15 protein-coding genes and 1 pseudogene are annotated in these 15,969 nt (G+C 55.7%); 9 read left to right on the plus strand and 7 right to left on the minus strand.

Translation table 11 applies throughout. The features are described from left to right. Window position 1: 1 nt before the first annotated feature. From ispA to H598_RS0115640, 7 genes and pseudogenes are all read left to right on the plus strand, one after another. A complete protein-coding gene (gene ispA, locus H598_RS0115615) occupies window positions 2-889 on the plus strand; it encodes a (2E,6E)-farnesyl diphosphate synthase (protein WP_028113828.1) in 888 nt (295 codons plus the stop codon). Between the two features lie 28 nt (window positions 890-917). Beyond that, on the plus strand, window positions 918-2,783 hold the full coding sequence (gene dxs, locus H598_RS0115620; RefSeq protein WP_028113829.1) for a 1-deoxy-D-xylulose-5-phosphate synthase: 1,866 nt from the start codon (window positions 918-920) through the stop codon (window positions 2,781-2,783). Between the two features lie 158 nt (window positions 2,784-2,941). Further along, the gene (locus H598_RS26885) at window positions 2,942-3,190 is read left to right on the plus strand and encodes an HAD family hydrolase (protein ID WP_211227313.1); all 249 of its coding nucleotides are present in this window, start codon (window positions 2,942-2,944) and stop codon (window positions 3,188-3,190) included. Between the two features lie 18 nt (window positions 3,191-3,208). Then, window positions 3,209-3,652 (plus strand): annotated as a pseudogene (locus H598_RS26890) (HAD family hydrolase); the annotation flags it as partial. Window positions 3,653-4,062: 410 nt separating this feature from the next. Further along, the gene (locus tag H598_RS26135; protein ID WP_169629302.1) at window positions 4,063-4,548 is read left to right on the plus strand and encodes a helix-turn-helix transcriptional regulator; all 486 of its coding nucleotides are present in this window, start codon (window positions 4,063-4,065) and stop codon (window positions 4,546-4,548) included. 270 nt (window positions 4,549-4,818) lie between these two features. After that, entirely contained in the window at window positions 4,819-6,498 is a 1,680-nt protein-coding gene (locus H598_RS0115635; protein WP_028113831.1) for a hypothetical protein, read from the plus strand. Window positions 6,499-6,651: 153 nt separating this feature from the next. Further along, a complete protein-coding gene (locus tag H598_RS0115640) occupies window positions 6,652-7,350 on the plus strand; it encodes a TetR/AcrR family transcriptional regulator (RefSeq protein WP_028113832.1) in 699 nt (232 codons plus the stop codon). Window positions 7,351-7,407: 57 nt separating this feature from the next. Here the strand turns inward: H598_RS0115640 and H598_RS0115645 are convergent, their stop codons facing one another. Further along, the gene (locus H598_RS0115645) at window positions 7,408-8,034 is read right to left on the minus strand and encodes a transglycosylase SLT domain-containing protein (protein ID WP_211227319.1); all 627 of its coding nucleotides are present in this window, start codon (window positions 8,032-8,034) and stop codon (window positions 7,408-7,410) included. 222 nt (window positions 8,035-8,256) lie between these two features. Here H598_RS0115645 and H598_RS0115650 point away from each other — a divergent pair, with 222 nt between their 5' ends. Then, window positions 8,257-8,874: a LysE family translocator gene (locus H598_RS0115650; protein ID WP_028113834.1), complete on the plus strand. Its 618-nt coding sequence runs from the start codon at window positions 8,257-8,259 to the stop codon at window positions 8,872-8,874. A gap of 46 nt (window positions 8,875-8,920) precedes the next feature. On the opposite strand, the gene H598_RS0115655 is transcribed toward H598_RS0115650, so the two are convergent. The 6 genes from H598_RS0115655 to H598_RS0115680 form a co-directional block, all read right to left on the minus strand. Then, window positions 8,921-9,337, minus strand: a complete 417-nt coding sequence (locus tag H598_RS0115655; RefSeq protein ID WP_028113835.1) for a hypothetical protein — start codon at window positions 9,335-9,337, stop codon at window positions 8,921-8,923. Window positions 9,338-9,349: 12 nt separating this feature from the next. Further along, window positions 9,350-10,894 (minus strand): glutamate--cysteine ligase, encoded by a 1,545-nt coding sequence (gene gshA, locus H598_RS0115660; protein ID WP_028113836.1) that lies wholly within the window; start codon window positions 10,892-10,894, stop codon window positions 9,350-9,352. A 59-nt stretch (window positions 10,895-10,953) separates the two neighbouring features. Then, window positions 10,954-13,764, minus strand: coding sequence for a M16 family metallopeptidase (locus H598_RS0115665; protein ID WP_035416090.1), 2,811 nt, complete (start codon window positions 13,762-13,764; stop codon window positions 10,954-10,956). Between the two features lie 74 nt (window positions 13,765-13,838). After that, window positions 13,839-14,273, minus strand: coding sequence for a YqaA family protein (locus H598_RS0115670; protein ID WP_028113838.1), 435 nt, complete (start codon window positions 14,271-14,273; stop codon window positions 13,839-13,841). A gap of 12 nt (window positions 14,274-14,285) precedes the next feature. Beyond that, window positions 14,286-14,723, minus strand: coding sequence for a nitric oxide-sensing transcriptional repressor NsrR (gene nsrR / locus H598_RS0115675; RefSeq protein WP_028113839.1), 438 nt, complete (start codon window positions 14,721-14,723; stop codon window positions 14,286-14,288). A gap of 73 nt (window positions 14,724-14,796) precedes the next feature. Then, entirely contained in the window at window positions 14,797-15,195 is a 399-nt protein-coding gene (locus H598_RS0115680) for a hypothetical protein (RefSeq protein WP_028113840.1), read from the minus strand. 415 nt (window positions 15,196-15,610) lie between these two features. Between H598_RS0115680 and H598_RS26795 the strand changes: the two genes are divergently transcribed. Further along, on the plus strand, window positions 15,611-15,787 hold the full coding sequence (locus H598_RS26795) for a hypothetical protein (RefSeq protein ID WP_028113841.1): 177 nt from the start codon (window positions 15,611-15,613) through the stop codon (window positions 15,785-15,787). Window positions 15,788-15,969: the final 182 nt, after the last annotated feature.

Raw genomic sequence — 15,969 nt, forward strand, 5'->3', positions numbered from 1 at the left:
CATGCTGAGCGCCGCTCTGACTCAGTACCGCCAACGTGTTGATCAACACCTAATTGCCCATTTTGACCGACTTCCCGATTGCGCTCCGCGCCTGCTGGAAGCGATGCGCTATGGCACCCTGCTCGGTGGCAAGCGCGCCAGACCGTTTCTGGTGTATTCCGTCGGCACCATGCTGGGCGCCGAAGAGACCACTTTGGATCCGCTGGCCGCCGCGGTAGAGTGCATTCACGCCTACTCGCTGATCCACGACGACCTGCCGGCCATGGACGATGACGACCTGCGCCGGGGACAATCCACCTGCCACATCGCCTTTGATGAAGCGACCGCCATTCTGGCCGGAGACGCACTGCAGACGCTGGCGTTTGAGATTCTGGCCAACTGCGAGCTGCCTTCGGAGTTGGAGCCAAACCGCATCGCCATGATTCGAGTACTGACCCGAGCCTCTGGCTATCAAGGAATGTGCGGCGGCCAGGCGATTGATCTGGCCTCCACCGACAGCCGTATCTCTCTGGAACAATTGACCCAGTTGCACCGGCTCAAAACCGGCGCCCTGATGCGAGCCAGCGTCGAGATGGCCACCCTGGCGGTGGCCCAACTGGCACCGGAGCATAAACTGGCACTGACCGAGTACGCCGACGCCATCGGCCTGGCGTTTCAGGTTCAGGATGACATCCTGGACATTACCGCCGATACCGAGCAACTGGGCAAACCCCAGGGATCGGATGCCGATGCCAACAAGAGCACCTTCCCGTCATTGCTGGGACTGGACGGTGCCTGTGAAGTGGCTCAGAGTCTCCATCAAGATGCCCTGACATCGTTGGCCAAATTGCCATACAATACCGACCTACTTACTGACTTTGCTCGCTATATTATCGAGCGCGGCCAATAAACAAGATAACAAAGAAGCGACCGTCACAATGAGTTTGGATCTGAACGATTATCCACTCCTGGCCAAGGCTGAATTGCCGTCAGACCTGCGCCAGTTGCCCAAAGCCGAACTGCAGAACCTGGCCGATGAACTGCGCCAGTATCTGCTGCGCTGTGTCAGCCACTCTTCCGGACACCTGGCTTCTGGCCTGGGGACCGTGGAACTGACTGTCGCCCTGCATTACGTTTATAACACCCCGTACGACCGTCTGGTGTGGGACGTCGGCCACCAGGCCTACCCTCACAAAATCCTCACCGGCCGAGCCCGGCAGATGCCGACCATTCGCCAAAAGGGTGGCCTGCACCCCTTCCCATGGCGAGAAGAGAGTGAGTACGACACCCTGAGCGTCGGCCACTCCACCACTTCAATCTCTGCCGCGCTGGGGATGGCCATTGCCGCCGATCGCGAAGCCCAGGGACGCAAAGTGGTGGCGGTCATTGGCGATGGCGCCCTGACCGGTGGCATGGCCTTTGAGGCGCTGAACCACGCCGGAGACATCCACAAAGACATGCTGCTTATCATCAACGATAACGAAATGTCGATCTCCGAGAACGTCGGTGCCCTGAACAACCACATGGCCCGGTTGATGTCGGGCCGCCTGTATACCACCATTCGAGAAGGGGGCAAGAAAGCCCTGGCCGGCATGCCACCGATCAAAGAGTTGGCCCGCCGTGCGGAAGAGCACCTGAAAGGGATGGTGGTCCCCGGCACTCTGTTCGAAGAACTGGGTTTCAACTACATCGGCCCCATCGACGGCCACGATGTCGACGGCCTGGTGGATACCCTGAGCAATATGCGTAACCTGAAAGGGCCGCAAATTTTGCACATCATGACCAAGAAAGGGAAAGGGTACAAACCGGCGGAAGAGGATCCCATCGGTTACCACGGGGTACCGAAATTCAATATTGAAGAAGCCAAGCTGCCGAAGTCCAAACCGGGACAACCCACCTTCTCCAAAGTGTTTGGTGACTGGCTGTGCGACATGGCCGACGCTGACGACAAGCTGATGGGCATCACCCCGGCGATGCGCGAAGGCTCCGGCATGGTGGAGTTTTCTCAACGCTTCCCGCAGCAGTATTTTGATGCGGCCATCGCCGAGCAACACGCGGTTACCCTAGGCGCGGGCTTTGCCTGCGAAGGCTATCATCCGGTCGTGGCCATCTACTCGACCTTCCTGCAGCGCGCCTACGACCAGGCCATTCATGATGTCGGCATTATGAACCTGCCGGTGCTGTTTGCCATCGATCGGGGCGGACTGGTGGGCGCCGACGGCCAGACCCACCAAGGCGCTTTCGACCTGTCGTTCCTGCGCTGTATTCCCAACTTCACCATCATGGCTCCGGCGGATGCCAATGAGTGTCGGCAGATGCTGTACACCGGCCATAAGATGGATTCTCCGGCCGCCGTCCGTTACCCAAGGGGCACTGGGCTACCGGTTGAGATTCAGTCAGAGATGACCGAATTGCCCATCGGCAAAGCGGAGATTCGTCGCCAGGGCCAGGGGCTGTGCATCTACAGCTTCGGCACGCTGCTGCCCTACGCGCTCGAAGCCGCGGAAAAACTGGACGCCACGGTGATCAATATGCGCTTCGTGAAGCCATTGGATGAGCAGATGGTGCTGGAGATGGCCGCCAGTCACGACCGACTGGTGACGCTGGAAGAGAACGCCATTATGGGCGGCGCCGGCTCTGCGGTGCTGGAATGCCTGAATCGCCACAAGGTGGCCAAGCCGGTGTTGCAGCTGGGACTGCCGGATCGCTTCATTGAGCAAGGCACCCAGGAAGAGATGCACACCGAACTGGAGCTGGACGGCCCCGGCATACTGAAACAGATTGGTGCCTACTTCGGCGACTGATCTCCCTCAGCCTGCATCAGCAACCGGAACCGGCCCCGCCGCTTCCGGTTTTTTATTGCTCTAACGACGAAAAATGAGAACGCTCAATTCTGATTTTTAGTCTTTTTTTCCCCTCGTCTCGATGGCAAAGTGTCGGTCTTTACCGTGATGAAACCACCATGCCACTGGACGCCATACTGTGGGACTACGACGGAACTCTGGTTAACTCGGTTCCCAAAAATATCAATATTACCCAGTCCATTCTTGCCGACATCGCCCCTCACCTGACCGGAGCCAACCTGCCCCATTGGCTGCAAAGTGAATCCGCATACCACCACGCCAATCACGCGGCGCGCAACTGGCAGGACTTATACCAGAACTACTATGGACTGAGTGCCCAAGAAACCACCGAGGCTGGCGCCCTGTAGGCCAAGTACCAACGCAGCAACACCACCGAAGTGCGCCTGTTTGAGGGGATCGCCAGCCTACTTCACTCCCTGACCAGCCTGCCCCACGGAGTGTGCTCACAAAACGACGCCAGCACCATCTGGGCGCTGCTGAAACGGGAAGGGGTAGACACGCCGTTTCATAGCATCATGGGATACAACGATGTAGAGGGTGGTCAGCAAAAACCTCACCCGGCCGGAGGCCTGCAATGCGTCGAGGCGATCTTTGGCGCCAAGCGGCCTCGGCAACTGATGTACATTGGCGATCATCAAGGCGACGTTGAGTTTGCTCGAAACCTGAATCAGGCACTGGGGGCGGATTGCAATGTTATCGCGGTCACTGCGGCCTACAGCGGGGCGACGCCGCAGCGCTGGCAACAGCAACCCGACCACGTTGCCGACACGCCACAGTCCCTATTGTCGATATGCCAGAGTTACTTGTAGTTTTCCCAAAGGCAGGATCAAAAAAGCCGGTCAGCGTGGCTGACCGGCTTTGTCACTGCGCGGAAAGTTAACTCAACAGCGGCATCGCAGTGGAGAACTTCTCCACTTTTACCAATGACTCATTAGAGAGGTGCCGACATAGCGAGACCGACGCCACAAAATGAACCACCAAGCCGTAACCCGATTACATCAACAATCAAAATGGGCGATCCAGATCGACTTTTAAACTTTGATTTTGAAACCCGCATTCTCTGTAGATCGGTCAAAGTACCAGCCTCAAATCTGAGTAAACTATTATTTAAGTTTTAAGTTATTGGTAGTTATCAATAATGGCTTTCCCTTGTGGTTGGGCTTTATACAAATTTAACGATACACCTGTATTCGTCTCTGATATTACTCCATTAAACCCAATGAGTTCATTAGAGTATTTTGACTATACATACCTGTCGACATCCGAACAGAAATTTAAAACGCAAGCCGCGTCCATATTTAATCGCTTAAGCCGTCTTAACCGTTCCGGCTTTAATGTGATGATTGAGGACAATCTGTACCGGGTTAAAATTTTTTCCATTAGCGATCCAAGCTCCAAGGATCCGACTGGCGTGCTGCTGACTTTCTTTTCCGCCGACAAGTGGGGTCAGGCTCCTCAATTTACTAGCTCAGAGGCCAAGCGCCTGCTGACCAGTGCCACTCAGCAATGTCCGCTCAAGCTCAAGAGCAAAACCCGTGAGATCATCAAACTCACGGCAATGGGTCTGAGGGCACAAGAGATTGCGGATGCCTTAAATTTAAGCAGCCGTGGGGTGGATTACCACTTGGATATCGCAAAGAAAAACTTTGGTGCCGCCAATAAGGCCAATTTGATCTTTTTGGCGACGAAAGCGGGCTGGATTTAATCTGGCCAATTTAATAAAAATCAATACCATTAATTAGTAGGGGATGTTTTGAATATAATCAAAGCCGGCAAGAAAGCGCTGCCATTTATTTTGGCTTCGATACTAATCGGGTGCGGTGATTCTGATGAAAGTGCTATTTCTCCAAGCCCAGATAAAGAACCTCCGAAGCATGATAATTTCCATCTGGATATCGAACCCAACAGCCAATTTACCCAGTCCGTCAACATCTACTTAGGTCGATGGTACCCCTGCTCCACCGAACACCCGGAAATGTGCATCGACGCCAGCAAAGCATTGCCACTGCAACAATACAGTGCCAACAAGCACAACAATGCTCTGACTCGAAATGACGCTCTCGATATCTTTACCGTCACAGCTGAGCAGTTACGCCAGTTTGCAGCACAGTCGGCGCAGGTTCCGGTTAGGGCCGACCTGTTTGCCAAAAACCAGTTCTCCATTCTGGACGTGATGCTGTACGTCAGCGCCAAGAGAGACGATTTTGAGTTAACCCTGGGAGAGTTCGACCCCAACCTGGGCACCTACCCCTTCAGCGTTTCCTACGATTACGATCGCGACGGTGTTTTTGACGCAACCCTGGATGGCCAGGAGAACGTCAACAGCCCGGATTGGTACGCCGCATTCCTCTACAATGGCGGCGAGTTCAAACGCGCTACCGGTCTTCCCTCCCATGAGCCACTGTACGACCGCCTGGATGAGTTCCTGATACGTGACGGCCTACACATTCGAATTCAACCTCAAGCCAAGCAGATGACCGAGCGACGCCAGCAAGTGCAAGCGGCAGAAGTGGCGCGACTCAAAGCCAACGGAGGCGTCCCGGTGCTACCCCAGTTGCGAGTCAACTTCGGTGATGGCCGCGGCTATGTCACGGTGGCCACCGATGTTGAAGTCAAACCCTTCAACCTGCGCCCGGATCTGTTCCAAACCGGCACCCTAACCATGGCCGATGCGCTGATGTCTGCAGTGGAACAGCACAGTGTCGACATTGAATTCACCTTCTGGCCCAGCATGTCCACCAAGGCCGATGTTGACTCTTACGCGGTATCGGTGATCGATGGTCAACGAGCCGGTGGCCTGGCTGGCTGGGCGTTCACCAGTGGCGAACTGGACAATGAATCTGACTTCTTTTACGGGCCGGAATGGCCCTTGGCCAGCATGCTGGTCGCCAATGACCAAGCCGGCGGCGGCCCCTTCTTTGGCAAATGCCCCTGGCTTACTAAGCAGAACGCCGGCAAGCACACTCTGGAGACGGCTCAAATCTGCATCGATAACTGGTTTGGAAAGTTTGGCGGCAACAACATCCACCGAATGACCGACACCGGCATCATGCGTTACCCGAAAGAGTCAATCTCGTTCAAATGGCACAATATCATGTACGACAAGTTCGAACCGGCTCACCGCAATCAAGTGAACGATGGCCGCTTTGAGGTGTTTGATATCAATCAAGCAGTTGCTCCCCTGAACAACCAGCATTTTGGTTGGGGCATCGCCGACTGCGGCCAGTGCCACAGCCTGGACAACACCCACCTCCAAGGTGACTCACCGGTTCTTGCGGATGTGGTCGAGCCCTACTATTGCGCCTCTTGCCACGGCAGTAACGGTGCCCCCAAAGGACACGGCGAAACCGCACGTTGCTTCTGGTGCCACTCCGAACAGGAAGCGATGGTGAATCACGGTGATGCCTCAAGGTGGAAACGGGTGGCCGAGATCTCCTGCTCCGGCACGACCACGGGAGGAACCAGCCTTGATGGCCTCAGTGGCTCCTGCGCCGACCACGTGGGCAAATACATGCCGGTGCATGATGCGGCAGACAATGACTCCGGCTACACGCTTATGGAACCCAACCAGCAAACCCGGGGCAACTCCGACTGGGCCACCAGTCAGACATTCCCAGACCCCTACTCCTGTGCCACGTGCCATCCATCCTCATAATTTGGACCTGGCTGGTCCCCTCATTGCCCGGCTTGATAATGCAATGAACGGGGCCAGCCCGTCGACTGGCCAAGCCTGTCTGTCCCCAGATTAAGACCGGGGTATAATTCGTTACCGGAGCCAAAGACTCATCCAATCGAGATCATCCGCCATATGAGTGAAGAAACACAGTCGCGCCGTAAAGATGAAATAGCAGCAGTCGCAGCTAAGTTAATAAAGCAACAGGGTCACTTAAAGTTCTCTCTGAACGAGCTGGGTAAGCTCTGCGGTGTTCCAGCCGGTACCCTCTATCGAAGCTTTAATTCCAAGAGCGATCTGTTGGTGTACATCTTTACTCAGGTGGTGCGAACCCAATCGGCGCTGTTGTCACACTTAAGCCAGTTGCCGATAAGTGCCAAAGAGAAAATGATCTGTTTTGCCTGCTTCCCCTATTACTATCGCAGCGTCAACCATGACCTGCTGGGCCTGACATTCAGTGGCGCCAACAACGTCTTGATGCGGGATGCCGATGAACAGCTGCAGACAGAGCTCCGCGCAGTTTTTGCGCTTATGTTCAGTCAACGCGGAGCGTGGTTTCACTCCTTTCTCGAGCAAAACCTAATTGCTTCGCCACAGCCATTACTTCGCACGATCCAGAAACGCCTGACACTGCTATCACGGGGCGGCGCCATTATGGGAGGGCATGCCTACATCCCGGAAGACGAATACAACCTCAATGACATGATTGAATTTGCGGCAGAAATTTTGGCCCCTCTGGAGTGGGGACCAGGACAAGAAAAGATGGAGCATCATCAGATTGTTGTGGCCCTAAGAACCATCAGTGACGCCTATGGCGGCCATGAATCACTATAACCAGGATCAAAAAAGCCGGTCAGCGTGGCTGACCGGCTTTTTGACTGGCCGCAGGGGTTAGCCAAAGAACAGCCGCCACAACCAGCTGCGATCCAGATCTTCTTTGCACTGGTTGTACTGGGCCGCGTACCGTTTTGAGCGACTTTCAACCTTGCGGGAGGTCTTCACCAGCCACTGTTTGCTCTTGTAGCTGCCGCGCTTATAGCCTCCCCAACCCTCGTGGTAATTCAGGTACTGACGGTAGGCGTCCCACTTGGAAACCCCGTTGATCTTATTGGATTTATAGATATACCAGCCCATGAAATCCATGGCGTCGTCAAAGTCACTGCGGCTGGACCAGTTGTTGCCGGTTTCCCGGGCATACTGGTCCCAGGTGACGGTTTTAGCCTGGGCGTAGCCGTAGGCACTGGACGCTCGACCGATGGGGATAAAGCCCAGAAACCACCTCATGGGCGGCTGCGCATTGTGCTTAAACGAGCTCTCCTGATACATCATGGCCATCGGCACATGCACCGGCACCCCCCACTTCTCGCGGGTATTTTTGGCCGCTTTGTACCAATCTCGATTTTCCGTAAAAATATTGCACAAATTTTCCGGATCCCGCGGCGGCGGCGTGGCACAGCCCACCAAGCCGGCCAGCACCAGACCGCTTAAGATAAGCCTTATTAATCTTATATTTAGCATCATGAACCAGTAAAAAGCCCTGAAAGTACCGATTTTGCCCTCCCCGTCGGGGAAATGCCACCGAGGCAGCAACAAAATCCAAAGTTTTGATTTTCACCCGGGCTGTCAGCCAAAGCTGACAACCGGGATCGCATTTGTTGAAAGTGACGCCAACGCAACCCTTTACAGCGACCAGAAACGCTGCTTAAATGCGCCCCTTTCGTATTAACCCAGTAACAAAAGATGTCAACCGAGCTGTATCTGGTTTATCTGACGACGGTCATTGTGCTGTTGATCGCCCCCGGTCCCATGACCCTGCTGACCCTGTCGACCAGCGTCCGCTACGGGCACCGCAAAGCCCTAGCCACCGTATTGGGTTCCAACCTGGCCGGCCTGGTGCTGATGATTCTGTCTGCTACCGGCATCGGCGCGCTGATCACCAGCAACGCCGCCCTGTATGAAGTGTTGCGCTACGCCGGCGCCGCTTACCTGCTCTGGCTGGGTTTCTCTGCCTGGCGCTCCCGCCCCAGCGAAACCCTGGAATCGAGCTTTACCTACCGCAATAGCTGCAGCTTCAGCCTGTTTAAGCAGACCCTGTTGGTCGGCCTGGCCAACCCGAAAGGTCTGATCTTCTTTGCGGCGCTGTTTCCCCAGTTTCTCGATGCCAGCAAACCGATGCAGCCACAGCTGCTGATTCTGTGCTCCACCTTCACGGCGGTGGACTTCGTGATTCTGAACCTGGTGGCCTTTGGAGGCTGCCGTCTGGCGAACCGATTGTGCAGCACCACGGCGCAGCGCCGTTTCAACCGCCTGTGCGGCCTCACCTTCATCGGTCTGGGCAGCGTTATGGTGATTGCCTGAGTCCAGGCTCCAGGCAGCAAAAAGGCCGCTTAGCGGCCTTTTTTGATCAGGGCTCAAAATGGCACTGAGTCTGTTCCTGTTTCCACACCACCGGCTGCCAATACTCTGACGTCGAGTCCGGGCTCTCCTCCCTGACCTCAAACCTGGCCCCGAGGTGGTATTCCACCCCGGCCTCAACTCTGAGGGTGAACTCCTTGAAGTGGCGATCTCGCAAACTAATGCCCAGGCGAGGATCGTCAATCAGCTCCACCACCCTCAGAGTATGGGTTCCCGGGGTGAGACGGTAACTGGCTTTGGTCACCACATTGGCGTCATCGATGCGGGTCACCACCGCTCGAAACAGATTCTCGGTTTCCGAAGGCTGATGAAAGGTCGACAGCTTACCGCACAGCCCCTGCTGATCGTCATGACTGGCGCAGGCGGTCAAGATCAATGCCACGCTGCCTAGCAATACTGTGCGCATTCTGTCTCCCGTTCAGCCCTGAAAATAGTGTTTCAGATAGGCTTCGAAGGTACCGGTTTGCTGCTGTTCCAGCTGCCGCTGCCGCTGCAAGGACTGGCTTACCTCATCCTGCAGGCGCCCTTCCGACAAGGTGGCGTAGTCCCTGGCCAACAGATTGACGTTGTGTGCCTTAGCCAGCGCCATTGCCGGGTTATCCAGTTGACGATGCTCGGCCATCAGTCGCCCGGACAGAGTATGCTCGGGTTCGGCGATGGCCGGACGCCACAAGGTCAGGGCATCCTGATACTGGGTATCCCCATTGAGGCCATCGATGACATCGGCAATCTTCGACCAGCGATCGAAACTCTGCTGCAACCACTGAGCCAGGGCAATCTGCTCGCCACAACCGGCCTCCAGTAGCAGTCCGGGCTTACGCCCCTCGATCACCACCGTCTCGAAATTGCGCTGAGTCTGCTCCTGGCAGGCATCGGTCCAGCACGGGCTGGGCAACAGCGCACAATCCAGCAGGAACAGGTCCAGCAACAAAATCTGATCGCGACCGATCCCCAGCGGCTCAAATGGGTTCACATCCAGCGTCCGCACTTCGATGTACTCTACCCCGGCGCGAGCCAGCGCATCGGAGGGGGTTTCACCGCTATGGGTGGTGCGTTTCGGTCGAATGGCGGAATACAACTCGTTCTCGATCTGCAGGATGTTGGCATTCAGCTGCAGCAACTGCCCCTCCTGCTCGATGCCCAACTTGGCAAACTGAGCCGACGGCAGGGTAATGGCTCGCTTCAGATCGGCCACATATTGATCCACCGAGTTGTACCGAATCTGCAGATTGGCTTGCTCGCTGTTGGTGTAGCCCAGATCGCTCATGCGCAGTGAGGTGGCATAAGGCAAGGTCAGCAGCCCGGACGGCAAGGTGTCAAACTCAAAGGGCACGTCGCGCCCCTCAAGGAACGACGGGCACAGCGTCGGTGACGCCCCAAACAGGTAGGGCAAGACCCAGGCCTGGTGGCGGAAGTTGCGAATCAGGTGGAAATACCCGTCTGAAATCACCTCTTGGCTGTCGCTGCCCTTGAGTCCCTTCCACAGCGCTTTCGGCAGGGAAAAGTTAAAATGCACACCGGCAATGGACTGCATTTTGGCACCGTATCGGCGCTTGAGTCCTTCACGGTAGAGGGTTTTCATGCGACCGACATGGGAATCCCCATACTGGGCGATGGGCACGTCTTCGTGATGATCGATGAAGCAGGGCATGGACTGTGGCCACAGGTACTGACCATCAATACGTTCACTGACAAAGTGGTGAACGTCCCCCAGTTCGGCCAGCAGCTGATCAACGTTGTCATTCACCCCGGTGATCAACTCAAGCAAAGACTCCGAAAAATCGGTGGTGATCCACTTGTTGGTGAGTGCCGACCCCAGCACCTCTGGGTGCGGATCCCTGGCCAAGGCGCCCTGCGGAAGAATGCGCAACGCTTCACGCTCAATGCCCCGTTGCAGCTTCTGCAAAGCTTGTCGACCTTCCCCTTGGGCCAGGCGACTCAGATTCTGTTCAAATTCCGTCAAGGCAGATTCTCGCGTGCGTGGGAGGGCCAAGCCCTCCGTTAAATTAGAAAAAAACGATTTTACAGTGTCAGTGGCGTTACGTCATAGCCCAAAGCGGCCAATGGCGCCTCAATGGTGTTTTTATCACCAACCACCAGAATGATCATCCGACTCAGATCCAGCTCCGTTCGCGCCAGTTGGTTCAATTCATCCAGGCCGATGGTGTTGATCAGTGCCCCTTGCTGGGCGACGAAGTTCTCCGGCAGGTGATAGCGCTGCAGCTTACCCAGGAAGCGGGCTTTCTGACCGGGAGTTTCAAACTTGAGGGCATCCGACTGAGTCACCGAGGCTCGCATGAAATCGAGCTCCTGCTGAGTCATGCCGTTTTCGGCAAAACCGGTTAGTTCAGCGAGCAGTTCGTGCACCGACTCGGCAGTGACGTCGCTGCGAACGCTGGCTCCGGCCACAAAACTGCCCAGCTCTGGTCCACCGCTGAAACTGCTGCGTGCACCATAGGTGTACCCCTTATCTTCACGCAGGTTGAGGTTGATGCGGCTGTTGAACGCACCGCCGAGAGGGTAATTCATCAACCCGGCTTTGAAGTACTCGCCCAACGCATCGAACGCCAATCCGCGCCGACCGACCTTAATGACCGACTGAGCCGCGCCGGGTTTGTCCAGCAGATAGATGACTGGTCCCTTGGTGTTCGGCATCTGCGCCAGTTTGGGCCATTGGCTGGCCTGGCCCTGCCAGTCTGCCAACCAGTTCAGCTTGCTCATCAGCGCGCGCTGATCCATATCGGAGACGGCGACCACACTGGCGTTGCCGCCTCTAAACTGCTGCTGATAGAAGTTTTTGACCTGCTCCAGAGTCAACGCGGATACCGTTTCCAGGGTGCCGCTCAGGGGTTTGCCCATCGGGTTGTCTGCGCCAAACAGCAGCTGGCTCCAGGCGGTGCTGGCCAGCCAGCCCGGATCATTGGCTTGGTGCTGCAAGCCTTGCAACTGCTGCACTTTAACCCGCTCGAAATCTTCCACCCGGAACGCCGGTTTAAACAGTCGCTCCTGCAGCAGAGCCAGGGTCGCGTCCAGGTTCTGGGTCAGGGCGCTGACGTTCACGTAGGTGCGATAGCCGGAGGCCGAGATGGAGATGGAGGAGCCCAACTTTTCCAGCTCTTGCGCCATCTGCTCGGTGGTCATGGCCTCGGTGGACTCGTCCATCATCGCCGCGGTCAACTGGGCCAGGCCGGCCTGGTTGGCCGGAGTCAGTCGCTGCCCCCCTTCCAGGGCGATAAGAATTTCGGTAGTGGGCGTTTCAAGGCTTTGGGTACCCACTACCTCGATGCCATTACCGAAAGTCTGGGTCCACAAACCCGGCACTTTCAGCTGTGGCGCCGGACCGGCCGGCGGCACCAGGCTGCGATCAAAGGTATCGTTGATCTGTGCCGGCACCACTTTCTGTGCGTGTGCCAGGGTAGCTGGATCGATTAACGCTGGCGCGATGAAGGTGGGTTTGGCGGCGGCCAATTCCGTTTGCCCCGGCGGCACCACACTCATGATCACCGCGTGCTGACCTTTGAGGTAGGTATTGAACACCCGCATCACGTCTTCGGCGCTGACATTGCGATAGCGCTCCAGATCCGACTGCAGCAGATCAGGCTCACCAAAGAAGGTCTGGTTGTAGGCCAGCGAGGTCACCTTGCCGCGGACACTCTGCAAACCAAAAATCGTGCCGGCCTCATGACCGACCTGAGCTTTCAGCAGATCTTCTTCGGTCACTCCCCGCTGCTCAAATTCGGCGATGGACTGACGAATCACCGCTTCGATGTCCGCCAGTTTTGGCATCTTGGCCGGATTGGCCAGCGCATACAGGGTGAACTCGCAGGACAACTCTCGGCAGGGGTGGCTGACCCCGGCTTGTACCGCTAATCCCGCTTTCACCAGATTCTTATAGAAGATGGAGGTTTGACCGCCGCCGAGAATATCGGCCAGCAGATCCAGCGCCGGCTCGTCCTGATGGCGGGCATAGACGGTAGGGAAAGAAAGATAAATCAACGGAAGATGAACCTTATCCTCCAGCGTCAGGTAACGATCTTCGGAAAGCTGGGCGGGCGCCTTTGGCGCTTGCTCCACCGCCGGTCCCCGAGGGATGGGGCCGAAGTATTTCACCACCCACTGCAACGCCTGTTGACGGTCGAAGTCGCCGCCAATGGTGAGGGTGGCATTGTTGGGACCGTACCAACGGGCAAAGAAGGCCCGCAGATCGTCGACACTGCCGTTATCCAACTCCTCCATCCAGCCAATGACCGGCCAGGAGTAAGGGTGCCCTTGAGGGTAGAGTGCCTGCTGCACCAACTCATTGAGACGACCATAGGGCTGACTGTCAACCCGTTGACCGCGTTCGTTTTTTACCGTCGCTCGCTGTACTTCGAACGCCTGCTCGGTGACTGCCGGCAACAGGAACCCCATGCGATCGGCTTCCAGCCACAGCATCTTCTCCAACTGATTGGCCGGAACGGTTTCAAAGTAGTTGGTGCGATCGCTGTTGGTGGTGCCATTCAGGGTACCGCCGGACTCGGTCACCAACTGAAAGTGTTGTTCGTCGGCTACGTGTTCTGAGCCCTGAAACATCATATGCTCGAAGAAGTGAGCGAAACCAGACTTGCCCAACTCTTCCCGAGCCGAACCGACGTGATAGGTCACATCCAGGTGCACCAAGGGATCGGAACGGTCCTGATGCAGCACTACGGTCAGGCCATTTTGCAGCTGGAACTTTTCGTAAGGAATTGTGATTTCGGCCTGCTGCGACAGGTTCGAGCCCAAATAGGTGACGCCTGACGGTACTGACGGCGGCGCTGTTTCGGATGCGCATCCGACCAACGCCAATGCCATGCACAGGGCTAACGGCTTAAATAGCTTCACTGAATTCCCTCCTGATACCGGCTGAGATGCGGATCGCAGCCAGCCTAGATGCTTGAAACTACCCCCAGTGTAGTTAGGGCAATCACCAAGTATCGAAAAAATTTACCTACGAATATCAGAAGACTACTAGATAACAGTGAAAACCGGAACCATCCCGCCAGTAAGGGGATTGCATCCCCTACCACTGGCAGCCAGGCCAGCAGCAGACTCCATACGCCGTATTGGCGTACCTTGGGAATCAACCATTGGTGTTTGTCGTCCAACAGCGAGGCTGGAGATTTTCGTCTGCTGGCGAGGTAACCGAGAAGGAAGCTGGTCAACGAGCCCAGAGTGTTGCCGATGGTCGCGACCAGAACAAAAGCCAACCAGGGTTCAGGGGTGTGTTGTACCCAGTAGGCCAGCAACAACTCGGAACCGCCGGGGGCTAGGGTCGCCGAGATAAAGGCGCTGGCAAACAGGCTCCAAAAGGCCGTTACCATTGAAGGGCCGGATTACTCGACCGTCTCGGAGGGGATCATCAGCGCCTTAAGCTCTGAATTGTTGGTCAACATGTCGGCCAGAGTGTAGTTGTCCAGTGTCGACAAGAACGCCTGGGTGGCTTCTTCCAATACACTTTTCAGTCGGCAGGCCGGCAGGATTTTACAGTAGGGTTCGCCACAGTTGATGAGCTGCAACGGCTCCAGCGCACGAATCACCTGGCCAAGGCCAATCTCTTCCGGCTTCATCGCCAGACAGATGCCGCCTTTCTTTCCGCGGACGGTCCTGACAAAGCCTGCGTGTCCCAGCTTATTGATCACTTTAACCATGTGATTACGCGATACGCCGTAAGTCTCCGTCACCTTAGTGATGCTGGTCAGTTCCCCTTCAGGAAGGGTGGCCATGAAAAGCAGAGATCGAAACGCGAAATCGCTAAAACTGGTGAGTTGCAAGTTACCTCCAAAGCTCCCCGAAAGGGAGGTGAATCTGACATCAAAGCCTCAGAGTGAAGCCCGATGGCGAAGCCTAAAAGCGCTGTGCCTGTAAACAGCTGTAGCGGTCGATTCGAGTTTCCTGAACCGTTTCACCGTTGCTGCTTTGATACTGATGACGGTAAACCATGCCGAGATCCAATCGCTTACGGTAATAGCTGCTGCTGCAGAAGCTGTTGACCGTCTCCTGACTGTGATTTTCCACTACCGCGCCAAAGGCGCCAAGGCGGTGGCTATCCAACTGGCGGTAATGCATGATCATCACGCCATCGTCATATTCGGCATTAATGAAGTTGGGGTTCTGGCTTTGACCGATGCCGCCATTGAGATCCCGCACCAGTTGCTGGCTCTCTTTATCGAGCCAATCGGGCACGGTATCGAACCAGGCGTAGCCCGGAACAGCAAGCAGAGACAGCAGTAACAGTAAGCGCATAATTAAACCGGAAAATCCCCAACGGACTAATGCTACACCCGATTGGCTAAATAAAAAGCCATATCGGCGAATATTTACACACAACTAACACCAGGGACACAAAAAAACCACAAAGGATGATGGTCAATGTTCGTTCTGGTAATTAAATCACTTCAGCGTTCGGTGCTTCCCAAAAACTCGTCCGCACCGGAAAGCGCTAGTGTAATGATTCTACCGGTAATCGGCATCACTTTTTACTCTCATTGGGGCGAAACTGTCGTATTCATCATTCAGGCCGGCTTGTGACCATGGCTGAAGACGCCAGCGCGGCCTGCCGCAGTCCCGACGGAGTTCGTTGTTGATTGCGTTATAATTAAACTATTGGTATCAATAAATAATCAGCTTTACCGCCAGACACTGTCCAGAGGAGCTTTGGATGATCGGACGACTGTTTCTGCTACCCATCGTACTGTCGCTGCTGTGGTGCCTGTTCCTGACCGTGAACGGGTACAGCTTGAAGCAGGGGAAAAAAGGCTTTTACGGGATTTTCGTGTTTTGCGGGCTGGTGATGGCGTTCTTCACCCTGATGATCTGGGTGACAAACCCTTACTAAGGTATTGGATGGGTTGAGGCGTCGAGAACAAGCAGCACTTTCTCCGCCTGAGCAACAATCCTGACAAGCGCGCATAAAAAAACCCGAGCATCAGCTCGGGCTTCTATATTAAGATGGCGCGCTCGGATGGGTTGAGGCGGAGGAAGAAAGCAACGCTTTCGCCGACTCAACGCCGAAGGGCT

It is taken from the genome of Ferrimonas kyonanensis DSM 18153 (genome assembly GCF_000425405.1).
Lineage (GTDB): Bacteria > Pseudomonadota > Gammaproteobacteria > Enterobacterales > Shewanellaceae > Ferrimonas > Ferrimonas kyonanensis.

Bases quoted from the DNA above. Each gene is read 5' to 3' on its own strand.
- H598_RS0115680 (WP_028113840.1), bottom strand. From the start codon at position 15,195: ATGCGCTTACTGTTACTGCTGTCTCTGCTTGCTGTTCCGGGCTACGCC.
- ispA (WP_028113828.1), top strand. From the start codon at position 2: ATGCTGAGCGCCGCTCTGACTCAGTACCGCCAACGTGTTGATCAACAC.
- H598_RS0115635 (WP_028113831.1), top strand. From the start codon at position 4,819: ATGTGCATCGACGCCAGCAAAGCATTGCCACTGCAACAATACAGTGCC.
- H598_RS0115640 (WP_028113832.1), top strand. From the start codon at position 6,652: ATGAGTGAAGAAACACAGTCGCGCCGTAAAGATGAAATAGCAGCAGTC.
- H598_RS0115645 (WP_211227319.1), bottom strand. From the start codon at position 8,034: ATGCTAAATATAAGATTAATAAGGCTTATCTTAAGCGGTCTGGTGCTG.
- H598_RS0115670 (WP_028113838.1), bottom strand. From the start codon at position 14,273: ATGGTAACGGCCTTTTGGAGCCTGTTTGCCAGCGCCTTTATCTCGGCG.
- H598_RS26885 (WP_211227313.1), top strand. From the start codon at position 2,942: ATGCCACTGGACGCCATACTGTGGGACTACGACGGAACTCTGGTTAAC.
- H598_RS0115665 (WP_035416090.1), bottom strand. From the start codon at position 13,764: ATGGCATTGGCGTTGGTCGGATGCGCATCCGAAACAGCGCCGCCGTCA.
- H598_RS0115655 (WP_028113835.1), bottom strand. From the start codon at position 9,337: ATGCGCACAGTATTGCTAGGCAGCGTGGCATTGATCTTGACCGCCTGC.
- dxs (WP_028113829.1), top strand. From the start codon at position 918: ATGAGTTTGGATCTGAACGATTATCCACTCCTGGCCAAGGCTGAATTG.
- H598_RS0115650 (WP_028113834.1), top strand. From the start codon at position 8,257: ATGTCAACCGAGCTGTATCTGGTTTATCTGACGACGGTCATTGTGCTG.
- H598_RS26795 (WP_028113841.1), top strand. From the start codon at position 15,611: ATGATCGGACGACTGTTTCTGCTACCCATCGTACTGTCGCTGCTGTGG.
- H598_RS26135 (WP_169629302.1), top strand. From the start codon at position 4,063: ATGAGTTCATTAGAGTATTTTGACTATACATACCTGTCGACATCCGAA.